This is a genomic window from Neobacillus soli NBRC 102451 (genome assembly GCF_001591665.1).
In the GTDB taxonomy this organism is placed as follows: Bacteria; Bacillota; Bacilli; order Bacillales; family Cytobacillaceae; genus Neobacillus; species Neobacillus soli.
Genome location: NZ_BCVI01000015.1, coordinates 40,373 through 53,600 on the forward strand (window position 1 = coordinate 40,373; position 13,228 = coordinate 53,600).

Annotated in this window: 14 protein-coding genes; 13 read left to right on the plus strand and 1 reads right to left on the minus strand. The window is 38.7% G+C overall.

Annotated features, from left to right (window positions below; genetic code table 11):
- From BSO02S_RS28230 to BSO02S_RS26160, 6 genes are all read left to right on the plus strand, one after another.
- Positions 1-405, plus strand: coding sequence for an LPxTATN C-terminal sorting signal domain (locus tag BSO02S_RS28230; protein ID WP_439951373.1), 405 nt, complete (start codon positions 1-3; stop codon positions 403-405).
- A gap of 236 nt (positions 406-641) precedes the next feature.
- Positions 642-866 carry a spore germination transcription factor GerE gene (gerE, locus tag BSO02S_RS05535; protein ID WP_007087335.1) on the plus strand — a complete coding sequence of 75 codons (225 nt, stop codon included), beginning with the start codon at positions 642-644 and terminating at the stop codon, positions 864-866.
- 210 nt (positions 867-1,076) lie between these two features.
- Positions 1,077-2,144, plus strand: coding sequence for a sulfite oxidase (locus BSO02S_RS05540; protein WP_066063681.1), 1,068 nt, complete (start codon positions 1,077-1,079; stop codon positions 2,142-2,144).
- A 194-nt stretch (positions 2,145-2,338) separates the two neighbouring features.
- Entirely contained in the window at positions 2,339-3,040 is a 702-nt protein-coding gene (locus BSO02S_RS05545) for a Na-translocating system protein MpsC family protein (RefSeq protein WP_425320376.1), read from the plus strand.
- Between the two features lie 115 nt (positions 3,041-3,155).
- On the plus strand, positions 3,156-4,634 hold the full coding sequence (locus BSO02S_RS05550) for a PAS domain-containing sensor histidine kinase (RefSeq protein ID WP_066063685.1): 1,479 nt from the start codon (positions 3,156-3,158) through the stop codon (positions 4,632-4,634).
- Positions 4,635-4,761: 127 nt separating this feature from the next.
- Positions 4,762-6,110, plus strand: a protein-coding gene (locus tag BSO02S_RS26160; RefSeq protein WP_096190839.1) for an IS3 family transposase whose coding sequence is annotated in 2 segments (ribosomal slippage) — positions 4,762-5,206 and positions 5,206-6,110 — 1,350 coding nt in all. Because the reading frame shifts where the segments join, the coding sequence is not laid out codon by codon here.
- A 67-nt stretch (positions 6,111-6,177) separates the two neighbouring features.
- Here the strand turns inward: BSO02S_RS26160 and BSO02S_RS05565 are convergent.
- Positions 6,178-6,474: a HesB/YadR/YfhF family protein gene (locus BSO02S_RS05565; protein ID WP_066063696.1), complete on the minus strand. Its 297-nt coding sequence runs from the start codon at positions 6,472-6,474 to the stop codon at positions 6,178-6,180.
- Between the two features lie 318 nt (positions 6,475-6,792).
- Here BSO02S_RS05565 and BSO02S_RS05570 point away from each other — a divergent pair, with 318 nt between their 5' ends.
- The 7 genes from BSO02S_RS05570 to BSO02S_RS05600 all read left to right on the plus strand — a co-directional run bounded on the left by BSO02S_RS05570 (position 6,793) and on the right by BSO02S_RS05600 (position 13,212).
- A complete protein-coding gene (locus BSO02S_RS05570) occupies positions 6,793-7,242 on the plus strand; it encodes a MarR family winged helix-turn-helix transcriptional regulator (RefSeq protein WP_066063701.1) in 450 nt (149 codons plus the stop codon).
- 16 nt (positions 7,243-7,258) lie between these two features.
- Complete coding sequence (gene racE, locus BSO02S_RS05575) at positions 7,259-8,053, plus strand: glutamate racemase (RefSeq protein ID WP_066063703.1); 795 nt, start codon at positions 7,259-7,261, stop codon at positions 8,051-8,053.
- A gap of 215 nt (positions 8,054-8,268) precedes the next feature.
- On the plus strand, positions 8,269-9,315 hold the full coding sequence (locus BSO02S_RS05580; protein WP_066063705.1) for a GerMN domain-containing protein: 1,047 nt from the start codon (positions 8,269-8,271) through the stop codon (positions 9,313-9,315).
- 125 nt (positions 9,316-9,440) lie between these two features.
- Positions 9,441-10,196, plus strand: coding sequence for a ribonuclease PH (gene rph / locus BSO02S_RS05585; RefSeq protein WP_066063707.1), 756 nt, complete (start codon positions 9,441-9,443; stop codon positions 10,194-10,196).
- Positions 10,197-10,464: 268 nt separating this feature from the next.
- A complete protein-coding gene (locus tag BSO02S_RS05590; RefSeq protein WP_066063709.1) occupies positions 10,465-11,076 on the plus strand; it encodes an XTP/dITP diphosphatase in 612 nt (203 codons plus the stop codon).
- Positions 11,073-11,591: a metallophosphoesterase family protein gene (locus tag BSO02S_RS05595; protein WP_066063711.1), complete on the plus strand. Its 519-nt coding sequence runs from the start codon at positions 11,073-11,075 to the stop codon at positions 11,589-11,591. The genes BSO02S_RS05590 and BSO02S_RS05595 overlap by 4 nt, the downstream gene beginning before the upstream one ends.
- Before the next feature lie 586 nt (positions 11,592-12,177).
- Positions 12,178-13,212: a tetratricopeptide repeat protein gene (locus BSO02S_RS05600; RefSeq protein WP_066063713.1), complete on the plus strand. Its 1,035-nt coding sequence runs from the start codon at positions 12,178-12,180 to the stop codon at positions 13,210-13,212.
- The last annotated feature ends 16 nt before the right edge of the window (positions 13,213-13,228 follow it).

Consider the following 13,228-nt stretch of genomic DNA (forward strand, 5'->3'; position numbering starts at 1 on the left):
ATGGTTCCAGCACTCAGTACTATTGTTTTAACACTTGGCGATAAGGATGATACTGGCGGTAATCCGGGAGACAATCCGGGAGATGATAATGGCGGAAAACCAGGGGACAATCCAGGAGATGATACTGGCGGTAATCCGGGAGACAATCCAGGAGATGACAATGGCGAGAAGCCGGGAGACAATCCAGGAGATGACAATGGCGGAAAACCGGGTGATAAACCAGGTGACAATCATAATGAAAACCCTGGAAATAACTCTGGAAACAAGCCAGGAGATAATAATGGGAGCCATTCAGGAAACAATCTTCCTTCCACAGCAACAATTATGTATAACTATCTATTGGGTGGAGGACTTTTACTATTGATTGGAGCAAGTATCCTTCTATTCAGAAAAAGAAAAGCTTAAGAATTTTACCTATGGGAATAGGCAGTGTTGATTTTGTATCTGTGTTGATTGGAGCGGAAAACGAAGAAACTGGAGCTCTAATCAATAGGTAAGTTTTACACAGCCAAAATTTTAATAAAATCAATCTCCTTCAAGTAAATATAGTCACTACATTTGTATTATTCACATAAGATATGTTGACTAAATATATACCCACCCGTGTTCATAACTGGCGAAGGCAAGGAGGGTTACAATACTTGAAGGAGAATGATTATAATCACAAGCCGTTACTCACCAAACGAGAAAGAGAAGTATTCGAGTTACTCGTACAAGATAAAACAACGAAAGAAATCGCTGGTGAATTATTTATAAGCGAAAAAACGGTTCGCAATCACATTTCAAATGCCATGCAAAAGCTTGGTGTAAAAGGGCGTTCACAAGCAGTTGTAGAGCTCCTTCGAATGGGAGAGCTAGAACTTTAAGTATGGCCGGTTTCCCTCCTGGGAGGCCGGTTCATGTTTTATAGGAAAAGTAAAAAGCAATTTTCAACCATCAGTGCATTTCAATAGGTGCTGATCCCTCTGTTTTGTCCCCACAACAACTTTTTAAAAATAGAACTAGAATTTTGAATGTTAAACCCAATAATAACATATGCATTGAATAGCTCCACAATTTTTTATGGAGGTATTTAAGTGAATAATTCTCATCAACCTGAAGTGAAACCCTACCTAATTACAAAGACATTAGTCCCTGAAAATCAAGAATCGCCTATACATTTTTTACACGGTGATATTGCCAGTGGAAAATTATTTTATAGAAGAAATCATTTTTCTTATCCAAACTTTGCTTCATCCTTTTATTTTCTCCCAATTGAAGGGTTAGTGCCTACCCCTAAAACCTTTTCTCTACAGGAAATTTACTCATTACCATCAAAAACGATAAAAGTCGTCTTGGAATGTTCTGGTGATAAGCGTAAGTTATTTAAACCAAAAGTATATGGAGAGCAATGGGGAAAAGGAGCAATCAGTCAGGGAATTTGGAAAGGCGTTTCTTTAAGGACCCTTTTGCAGTACACTGGATTAATTGAAACGGCTAAGGAAATTGTTTTTGAAGGGTATGATTATGGAAAAAGACCTGATTCTGACCAACTCTTTAATTTTTCAAGAAGTTTATCCATTGAAAAAGCCCTTGACCCAGATACAATGATAGCTTATGAGTATAATAATCATCCCATTCCATTCAAACATGGTTTTCCGTTAAGATTAATTGTTCCTAGTTGGTATGCAATGGCTTCAGTAAAATGGATTAAAAAGATGACTGTGATCGACCATGCCTTTAAAGGACCCTATCAAGCTGTTGATTATGTTTATTATCCAAACAAAGAAAACGATAATGGAAAGTTTCCAGTCACGACTATCAATGTTAACTCAACTATTCAATATCCATTAAATATGCAATTACTGCATACAGGGATTTATGAAATTAATGGGATTTCATGGACAGGAAAAGGATCTATCACAAAAGTAGAAATTAGCCTAGATGGTGGTCACACTTGGGATACGTGTCAACTAACTTCTACAATCGAAAAATATGCATGGACTCCTTGGAAGTATAAATGGGAGGCACTAAAAAAAGGTGAATACATCATAACATCAAAAGCAACTGATTCCGAAGGGAATGTTCAACCGTTAGAACCATTGTGGAACAGAAAGGGTTATGGTTACAACGCTTTTGATAATATAAAGGTTAAAGTGGAATAAATAGAAAAGGTAGTCTCGTAGAAGGTCCAATTGATGTCGGTCTTCTTCTCTAATCAGATTCAAGCCGTATGGTTCATGTTTTGAAGCCAATCGTGCATAAAAAGGTGGAAATAGATTGATAATTTAGGTAGGGACATTTAAAATAAAATTAGGATAAAAGAAATAATGCTTTTATCTTAAAAAGGATGCTTTTCTTGGAAAACAAACAAGTGCAAATAGAACTGGCGGGTTATATTGGGAGAACTCTTCGTGACAACTTTGGAAAAGGTCCCGAATCAGTCTACGTTTCCTATAATCATTCAATCATGACTGTTTATTTACGAAATTTTATTTCGCCGTCTGAAAGTGTGTTATTAGGGCAGCAGCAGGAAGAAATTGTTGTAACAACGAGGGATTTGTTAATGCAGACATTAATCCCTGAGTTTAAAGCATATATAAAGATTTTGACCGGCATGGAAGTTCATGAATTTTATTATGACTGGGGATTAGATAATAAAAGTGGGATATTTGTTTGCCAAGGGTCGACACCGTCTAAAGGCGAAGAAAAAAATGATAAACAGTATATTTATCATGGACAAGAATCCCTTCACCAAGAAATTAATACAATTAGTTTTCAGGCAGAAAAGGAGCCTGAAGAAATCCTTTCCTACCTATTAAATGGAAGAACATTGGTTGTTATCCGAAATGGGATTCTTGTTCCAATTGAAAAAGAATTAATCCGTTTAGGGAACTCTGAATCATTAAGGCTAGCGAAACGAAATCTTGAGAAGCGGTTATTACATAACAACGGGAATTTTGAAGCCATTCTACAAACGAAGATTAATGACATTTTTGTGGATTGGAATTTTACTCGAGATAAAAGTGTCATCGTACTTATCTTATCAACAATAGCATAGCGGCGGAAGTGAACTGGACAATAATTATTGAGCTAGACATAAGCCAAGATGAGCTCATTCCTCATCTTGGCTATTTATTTATCTATTATTAAGGGAAAGGAACTGATAGAGAGAGATGAACAGTCCTGCAGATGCAATGAAAATTGAAAAGAGGATCCTACTTAAAAGGTATTTAGATGAAAGCATATACGGGAATCCCACATTGTTTACTGGCAACCAAGATGCTATTTTTGTATTGGATTTAGACGGTTGTTTGGTTGAAGTAAATCCAGCCTTCGAGGATTTATCGGAGTATATTGCAGAGGAGTCTAGACAACTGAACCTCCAAATGCTCTTTCCTAATGAAAAATCAGCTAAAGCTTTTCATTTTTTTCAAAAAGCCTTATTAGGTCAATTTCAAAATTTTGATTGTAAAATGACGAACAAAACGGGTCGAATTCTCGATCTAGATGTCATGTTTATCCCCATCAGCGTAAATAATCAAATCGTGGGGGTTTCTGCAGTTGTTAAAGATATTACTCATTTAAAAAGAAGACATGAAGAAGTAAGAAGAATGGAAGAAGAGGCAAAAAAACGGGAAGAAACCTATCGGAATTTAGTTGAATACTCACCTGATGCGGTAATCATCGCCAGAGGAAAGGAAATTCTATTTATTAATGAAACAGGTGTAAGATTATTAGGAGCAACAAAGAAAGAGGATATTTTATTTAAGAAAATCTTAGATATCGTCCATCCTGATTTTTATGAGGCTGCCCAAAAAAGAATGAACATTGCTACAAGCGGGGAAGCAACAGACTTTTATGAGTACAAACTGATTCGGTTGGATGGTACTATTTTTGCGGCGGAAGTGAAAGGCATTCCGACCATTTATCAAAATATGCCAGCAAGGTATATTATTTTTAGAGACATAACAACAAGAGAAAAGACACTAGAACTCTTACTTAACGCAGAGAAATTACATATTGCAGGTCAACTGGCGGCCGGAATTGCCCATGAGGTACGAAATCCATTAACAGTGATTAAAGGGTTCCTGCAGTTAATGGAGACACAATTAGACAATAAGTTATACTTTGATATTATCCAAGCGGAAATGGATAGAATTGAACTCATCCTAAGCGAGTTATTAGTCCTCGCTAAACCACAGGATTTCAAATTTGAAAAGGAGGATTTAAAAACCCTAATCGAAGATGTGAAAACGTTAATTGGTACCGAGGCGAGTATGAATAATGTTCAGATTGACATTGTGAACGAATATAAAAATTTGATTGTAAAATGTGATAAAAATCAACTGAAACAAGTGTTAATTAATTTCTTAAAGAACGCGATTGAAGCAATGCCAAAAGGCGGGTTCATTACGATTGAGGTTAAAAAGCATAGTATTAGTAAGGTAAAGATGCTAATAAAAGACACAGGAAGCGGTATGCCGCAGCATATTTTGAAACGGATTGGCGAGCCATTTTTTACAACGAAAGAAAGCGGAACTGGCCTGGGAATCATGATTTCCAAACAAATCATTGAAAACCATAATGGAAGTATTCATTTTTGGAGTGACCAGAAGGGGACCATTATTGAGATGATTTTGCCAACGACGTGATGGCAGCAATTTTGGATGAGGTTTCTATTAATAATTATTTACCTTTGAATACAACAAAAACTCGTCAGAATGAGCTGCACCCCAATTGTTAGACACTCAATCTGACAATAAGGGGTGCAGTTTTTCTATGGTCAAATTTACTTTAGAGGATAAATTAGCTGCGGTTCAACAATATTTAGAAGGAAGAGGGACTTATGCTTCGATTGGGGTGTCCATAGGTACGTCTGAAAATATAGTGAGAACATGGACAATGCAGTACGAACATCATGGTGAAGAAGCGTTTAAAATATCCTATACAAGTTACTCCGCACAGTTTAAACTAGACGTACTTAATTATATGAATAATCACGGGACGTCTCCGAATGAAACAGCGGCAATATTCAAAATTTCTTCTCCTGCCTTAATTCGAAAATGGAGAATACAATTTGAAACACAAGGAATAGACGCCCTTGAATCAAAACAAAAGGGGCGTCCAAATATGAAGAAGGAAATAAAAAAAACAACAGCTGTAGAAGGATCAATGGAAGCTCTCCAAGAGGAAATAAAGGATTTACGAATGGAGATTGCCTATTTAAAAAAGTTGAATGCCTTAGTTCAAAGCAAGGAAAAATTACAAAGCAAGACAAAGCTCAAGTAGTTTTTGAACTAAGGGGTGTGTTTCCATTTAAAGGGTTACTCAAACTTGCCGAAATTCCACGTAGTACGTACTACTATTGGGAAAAAACATTGGGTCGTCCAGATAAAGATGCCGAATTAAAATCGTTGATTCAGGCTATTTATCATGAACATAAAGGGCGTTATGGATACCGACGAATTAAGTCTGAACTAAAGAATCAAGGTTACAAAGTAAATCATAAAAAAGTGCAGCGAATAATGAAAGAATTAGGCTTAAAATGCATTGTTCGTATGAAAAAATATCGCTCGTATAAAGGGGAAGTTGGGAAGACAGCACCGAATATTTTGGATCGGAATTTTGAAGCAGAAACCCCTAATGAGAAGTGGGTAACCGATATAACAGAGTTTAAATTATTTGGTGAAAAGCTCTATTTGTCTCCAATGTTAGATTTATTTAACGGAGAAATTATCACCTACACGATTGACTCAAGACCAAGATATTCTCTTGTTAGAACGATGCTGGATCAAGCATTTGAAAGACTAACAGATGAAGACAAGCTTCTTATTCACTCTGATCAAGGTTGGCACTACAGAATGCCCCAGTATAAACATTTATTAAAAGAACATAAGATCACACAAAGTATGTCACGTAAAGGAAACTGTTACGATAATGCAGTAATGGAGAACTTTTTTGGTATCTTAAAGTCGGAATTTTTGTATACTCAAGAGTTTGAAAGTGTTGAACAATTTAAACAAGAATTAGCATTATATATCGATTATTACAATAACAAACGAATTAAAACAAAATTAAAAGGTTTGAGTCCGGTGCAATACCGAACTCAAACCCTAATAGCTGCTTAATTAAATAATCTGTCTAACTTTTCGGGGGCACTTCAGAACTATTGACGAGTTTTTGTGTTTACTATATCTAAGATTTAGTATAACTAAAATCCAACTCGTCCTTTTTTTCATCGTAATCGACATGTAAATTATGCCCGTTAAAAAACCATAAATCTGTTCCTTCAATAAAAAAGAATAATCCGTCTGCTTCGGTTTTAACAGACATATCAATTGGCTCATTATCGACAGTAAAACTGAGTGAAAAGTTCTCTTGCACGGGACTGCTTCCATAAATTTGCGGATAAAATTTTACACTATCTCCTTTTTTTAGCTCAACCTCATCTTTAAACCACTTTAATGCTTTAGTGCTTATTGTTATTTCCATTATCTACTCACCCTTGATTTATTTTTGAAAAATAAACTAATACCATATATTACACTACCTTGAATAGCTTATCCGTTCAACTTTAAGATACTCATCATTTATTTTCCCACCTTGAAATTCCTTTTCGGCAGACAACTCCTACAATAGATTGGGAGGGCTGAATGGACAAAATTCAGTAGTATTCGGGTTCGATAATTTCCGGCTTGAAATTTTTGCGGAAAAGGTAGAAAATATATACAAGCTTTAAGACATTCAACTTGAACCAATCCTACTTTAGATATAGTCTTGAGGAGAAGCTTTTAATTAGGAGTGTATGTGATGGAACTCGAAAATCCACAAAAAGTAACTGGGGACTTTTTTGCTAATATCGAAAAAGATTTACGCTATATATCTGGGATTATCAAGCAAAAGGGAAGAGAAATGCTCAATAATTATAAGATTACTCCGCCACAATTCGTGGCATTGCAATGGCTTTTTGAAGATGGTGACATGACCATCGGCGAGCTTTCCAATAAGATGTATTTGGCATGCAGCACGACAACGGATCTTGTCGACCGGATGGAGAAAAATTTACTTGTTGAGCGGGTTAAAAACCCGAATGATCGTCGGGTGGTGAGAATTCACTTGCTTGAAGAGGGTGAGCGAATCATTGATGAAGTGATTAAAAAGCGCCAGGTATATCTGGAGGAAGTGTTGACTAATTTTTCAACGGAAGAAATTCAATTACTTCAAACCAACTTAATGAAGCTGCATCAGGAAATGCGTTAAAGAAGAGGCGAGATGATTGAAACAACCAATAGGTGTTATAGATTCCGGTGTTGGTGGATTAACGGTTGCCAAAGAGATAATGAGGCAGCTGCCGAATGAGAAGATTATCTATTTGGGGGATACCGCCCGTTGCCCATATGGACCAAGAACGATGAAGGAAGTAAAGCGATTTACTTGGGAATTGACCACTTTTTTATTAGAAAAAAATATAAAAATGCTTGTCATTGCCTGTAACACGGCAACGGCGGCCGCTCTTGACGAGATCCGCAAGGAATTGCCCATCCCTGTCCTTGGGGTTATTAATCCAGGAGCACGTGCTGCGATCAAGCGAACGAAAAACTATCGGGTTGGAATTATCGGCACAGATGGAACAGTCAAAAGCGGGGCCTACGAAAAGGCTTTGAAATCACTGCATAGCCGGCTTTTTGTAAAAAGTCAGGCCTGTCCCAAGTTTGTCCCTCTTGTCGAGAGTAACGAATATGATGGAACGGTTGCGGAAAGAGTTGTGGATGAGTCCTTAAAACCGATGCTGAATCAAAATTTAGATACGCTTATTTTGGGCTGCACTCATTATCCATTACTCGAACCGCTTATAAAAAAAGTCATGGGTGAGTCTGTCAGTGTGATTAGTTCCGGTGATGAGACTGCGCGAGAAATAAGTGCAATCCTCCAGTATAACGGGCACCTCGACACATGCGAAGAAGAGCCGGAGCATGAATTTTACACCACAGGTTCACGGAGAATCTTTTCAAAAATTGCTTCACAGTGGCTGGGGATTCCGATTAATGATGTGAAGAAGATTAAACTATAGCAAGGAAACTCGCAAATAAATTTCCTTGCTTTTTTTGTTTGCCAAAACTAAGGTGTCAGGCACCACTCGTGGACATTTGTCCACGGGCGGTGCCTGACACCTTTTTGGTGACACCCTTTTTTAAAATTTTGTCCTATTTTTCTGCCTTGGGGCGGTCTAATTTTCTGTGGGGCTCGTATACATGATAGTACAAACTGTCTTAGGGGGGAATTATGATGTCTAAAAATAAAGGAAAAATCCTAGGTGTGACTGTGCTTAGTTCAACAGTGCTGCTTTCTGGCTGCGGATTGTTTGGGGCAGAAACAAAGAAGAAAATTGATCCGCCAAAAAGTATGACTGTTGTTGATAAAGATGTAAGTAAGGAAACAACGGCTAAAGAAAAGGCACAGGCGGAAAATACTGTTAAGACAGAACTTTATCTGGTTGATAAAAACGGCTATGTGGTCCCGCAAACACTGGCGCTTCCAAAAACCACTTCGGTTGCTAAACAGGCGCTTGAATATCTAGTGGCGAATGGCCCAGTTGATGAGATGCTCCCAAATGATTTTAAAGCCGTCCTGCCTGAGGATACAGATCTTACGGTCGACGTTAAAGAAGGCGTCGCAACGGTTAATTTTTCAAAAGAATTTAAGAATTACGAGCCTAAGGATGAGATGAAAATTCTTCAATCGGTTACCTGGACGCTGACGCAATTCAATAATGTGAAATCAGTGAAGCTGAAAATGAATGGTCATCCGCTTACGGAAATGCCTGTTAATGGAACCCCTATTAGCGAAAATCTTTCAAGAGCCTCAGGCATCAATTTTGATACCAAGGATGTAGTCGATATTACCAATACGAAACCAATGACCGTTTATTATATTGGCGGTGAAGAAGGCGCCTACTACTATGTGCCGGTAACAAGGAGGGTAAACAACAGCGAAAAGGATAATTATGCGGCAGTCGTTAACGAATTGATCAAGGGACCTAATGATCAATCCCTTGTGTCTCAGTTTATGTCTGATGTAAAGCTGCTTGAGGCGCCTAAATATGAGGATGGAAAGGTTACCTTGAACTTTAATGAGAATATTTTTGGAAGCTTTGAAGAAAAGGAAATTTCTCAGTCTTTATTAGATGCGCTCGTTCTTTCCTTAACCGAGCAGCAAGGAGTAGAAAAAGTCGCAATACAGGTTAATGGGAAAGCAGAATTGAAAAATGATAAAGGGAAAAAATTATCTGAACCGGTTACTCGTCCAGAAAAAGTCAACACAGGTAGTTTTTAAAAAAAGTTTTTTGTTATACTATATAGTGACAATGAAAGAGGTTGGCTAAGATGGCCGCCTCTTCTTTATTTGCTATAATTAAAAAATAGTAAGGGTTAGCCTTACTCTGAAGGAGGAAGTAAAAAGTGCGTGTTGATGGAAGAGAGCCGTTGCAACTAAGGCCCATACATATTGAAACAAATTATTTAATGCATCCGGAAGGTTCTGTCCTTATTTCAGTAGGGAATACAAAGGTGATTTGTTCGGCGAGTATTGAGGATAGGGTTCCTCACTTTATGAGAGGAGAAGGCAAAGGCTGGATTACGGCCGAATATTCGATGCTGCCACGTGCCACAGATACGAGAAACATTCGCGAATCGTCAAAAGGGAAGGTTTCCGGACGAACCATGGAAATTCAACGTTTAATTGGCCGTGCCCTTCGAGCGATTGTCGATCTGAGTGCAATTGGCGAAAAAACGGTTTGGATAGATTGTGATGTTATCCAAGCGGATGGCGGAACACGAACAGCCTCAATTACAGGTGCATTTGTTGCCATGACGATAGCCTTAAATAATTTGGCGGAGAAAAAGTCTCTTTCCAAGTTTCCGATTACTGATTATTTAGCGGCAACCAGTGTCGGCATTCTACAAAATAACCAAACCGTTCTTGATTTAAACTACGCCGAAGATTCTAAGGCCCAAGTCGATATGAATGTGGTCATGACGGGAAATGGCGAATTTGTTGAACTGCAGGGGACAGGTGAGGAATCGACCTTTTCTTATGAACAGCTTCAAGGGCTGCTAGGTGCTGCCCAAGAAGGGCTTATGAACCTATTTGAACAACAAAAAGAGGCACTCGGTGAAGAAATAACGAAAAAAATTGAAGCTAGAAGAAAGAAATAGACCCTTTTTGGTAATGGGTTTGAACTAACTGCCGGGTGGAGTGGCTTGACTTGCGGATAAGCGGCTTTTACTTGTGGATGGGTGCTTCCAACTTGCGGATAAGCGGCTTTATTTGCGGATAGACGCACCCAACTGGCAGATAAGCGGTTCTAACTTGCGGATAGGCGACTTTGACCTGCGGAAAGAACCCTTTCCATGCAAAAAAAGAATTAAGTTTGTGCAAGCATTATATTTTCAAAATAGATTTATAAAATAAGAGGCGATTGATATGAAAGAAGTTATTATTGCTACTAAAAATCCTGGTAAGGCGAGAGAATTTGAGCATATTTTTGCGCCAAGAGGTATCGAAGTTCGAACATTGCTTGATTTTCCTGAAATTCCTGATGTCGAAGAAACCGGTAAGACCTTTGAAGAAAATGCGATCCTGAAGGCAGAAGCTGTTTCCCAGGCACTCAATAAAATGGTGATTGGCGATGATTCCGGTTTAATGGTGGACTCTCTTGAAGAACGGCCGGGAATTTATTCGGCACGCTATGCTGGAGAACCAAAAAATGACCAGAACAATACCGATAAAGTCTTGTCTGAATTAAAGGACGTTTCGGATGAAGAGAGGACCGCAAGATTTTACTGCGCCCTAGCTGTTGCCATCCCTGGCAAAAAAACACTAACAGTGTCAGGCACCGTAGAAGGTCGCATTCTTGAAGCGCGCCGCGGGACAAATGGGTTCGGCTATGATCCGGTTTTTTATGTGCCTTCGATGGGTCTGGCAATGGCTGAATTATCTGCGGATGAGAAAAATAAAATCAGCCACCGTGCGAATGCATTAAAGAAGCTAGATGTGGTCCTTGATTCTATTTTAGAAAGAGCAGAGCAGTCATGAGCAAGGTTTTGATTGTGAGTGATAGCCATGGAATGACGAGAGAGCTTGAAGTTCTAAGGGAGCGGCATTTGCAAGAGGTTGATTTGATGATTCATTGCGGCGACTCACAATTGATGCCTGACGATAAAGCGATGTCCGGCTATTTAACAGTAATGGGCAACTGTGATTTCGGGGGCAGGTTTCCATTGGAGACTATTTCTGAAATTTCGGGGCGGAAATTCTTCATTACTCACGGGCATCGGTATTCTGTCAAATCTACTTTAATGAATTTAAAATATAAGGCACAGGAAGTCAATGCTGATATTGTCTGCTTTGGCCACTCGCACATCTTAGGTGCGGAAGTGATTGAAGGTACCTTATTTTTAAATCCAGGCAGCATTCGTCTTCCACGAGAGCGCCCTGAAAAGACTTATGTCATTCTGGATTTAATCGACGATAAAATTAAGATGTCCGTGTTTGAAGCGAATGGGCGGGAAATGGTGGACTTAGCGTGTGAGTTTGTATTGCCAAAATGATGGGGCCCCCGCCCCTTTTTCTTTTAAAAAAACTTTTTAATTACCTGTTGACTTTTTGATATTAGGGTAATATAATAAATCTTGTCTTAAAAAATAAATATGTCCCAGTAGCTCAGCTGGATAGAGCAACGCCCTTCAAGAAAATAGGAGCCTTTATAGGGAAACAAGAACCTATAAAGTGGACGACACTATATCGGTGAAGCCTTAACAGATCATGCTGATGGTAATACCGAGGAAACTTACGCCTTTTACAAGGAAGAGAAACCCTGAATGACTGACCATGGTCGGTGGTAAGGATTTTGAAAAATAATCGTTAATGATTATCGTGAGGTTCCGTAGAGACTACACGTGTCGCACCTGAAATGGTGAAGATATAGTCCAGACCACAAACAGCATTTGTTTGGTGACGAAAGTCATAGTGGTAAGCTAAGGCGTGGGTCGGGAGTTCGAATCTCTCCTGGGACGTTATTTTCTTGTACCATCTAAAATACATACCAAAATTTAAACTCACCACGATTGGTGAGTTTTTTTTGTCTTTTATTTATGCTACACTATTTTCCAACGACATGCCAAAGGGACGGATTTTATGAAAAAACGGGAGCAAGCAAAAAGAATAGATAATGTGATCTTTTTTCCCGGGCTTGAAAAAAGATTAACAAACAAAGGCCTTGAGAGCCTTGAAAAGAAAAAATTCAATGAAGCCATCAACCTTTTGGAAGAAGCGAAGGAGCTTGACTCCGAGAATGATGATATTTTAATCGGCCTAGTGCTTGCCTATTTTGAAGCAGGTTCTTTTAAAAAAGCAAAACAGCTAGCGAATGAAATGCTTCTAAAAGGAATCGGTGAATATTTTCAAATGGTCGACCTCTATTTAACGGTACTCATTCAACTTCATGAATATCAGGAAATCGTAGCGACGATCGAAGCCCTATTTGAAGAAAAAGAGATTCCAGAGGATAAACATGATCATTTTCTAACCATCCTTCAATTCAGCCGGCGCATGGCGGAGAACCGCCAGTCTCAACTGGACATAAACGACAACGCCCATGAGGAAGAAACCACTGCCCAAGGGCTCAACCTTTTTTCTATTAAAAATCTAAACGAGCAAATGCAGGTAGCTTCCAATTTGGCAGAGAAAAACATCCGACCTTATGCAGCAGAAATAGCCGACTATTTAAAAGCGGAGGAAGGTCATCCCTTTTTAAAAACAATCCTGTTAACTCTTTTAAAAGAGCAGGAAATCGACCGGGAATTAGTAGTGAGGAAATTCGCGATGGAAGGAAAAGTCATTCCAACACAGCTTCCGGAAGTCAGAGTGCAGCCAAGAATGATAGCGATAAAGAATTTATTAGAGAATCAATTGGAAAATAATAACCCTGTTCTTTTTGAAAATACGATTGGAATGGTTGACCGGATTTTTTTCCTATGCTATCCGTTCGAATTTGAACCAGAAAGCCCCGCAGCATGGGCGGGAGCCTTTCATCTACTTGCGGAGGAATACCATGGCTTAGATCCAGAGATAGGGAAGATTGCAAGGGACTATTCTATTTCGGAAAAAGAAATTGGACAGGCAATCGTTAAAATAGAGGAAATTGAAAAAAATTCTTCGCCCAATATATAGGCTTCGCTGTTGAAAG

Excerpts from the sequence above, each read along its gene's own strand:
- BSO02S_RS28230 (WP_439951373.1), top strand. The coding sequence starts at position 1 with ATGGTTCCAGCACTCAGTACTATTGTTTTAACACTTGGCGATAAGGAT.
- BSO02S_RS05550 (WP_066063685.1), top strand. The coding sequence starts at position 3,156 with ATGAACAGTCCTGCAGATGCAATGAAAATTGAAAAGAGGATCCTACTT.
- BSO02S_RS05565 (WP_066063696.1), bottom strand. The coding sequence starts at position 6,474 with ATGGAAATAACAATAAGCACTAAAGCATTAAAGTGGTTTAAAGATGAG.
- BSO02S_RS05570 (WP_066063701.1), top strand. The coding sequence starts at position 6,793 with ATGGAACTCGAAAATCCACAAAAAGTAACTGGGGACTTTTTTGCTAAT.
- BSO02S_RS05580 (WP_066063705.1), top strand. The coding sequence starts at position 8,269 with ATGTCTAAAAATAAAGGAAAAATCCTAGGTGTGACTGTGCTTAGTTCA.
- BSO02S_RS05590 (WP_066063709.1), top strand. The coding sequence starts at position 10,465 with ATGAAAGAAGTTATTATTGCTACTAAAAATCCTGGTAAGGCGAGAGAA.
- BSO02S_RS05595 (WP_066063711.1), top strand. The coding sequence starts at position 11,073 with ATGAGCAAGGTTTTGATTGTGAGTGATAGCCATGGAATGACGAGAGAG.
- BSO02S_RS05600 (WP_066063713.1), top strand. The coding sequence starts at position 12,178 with ATGAAAAAACGGGAGCAAGCAAAAAGAATAGATAATGTGATCTTTTTT.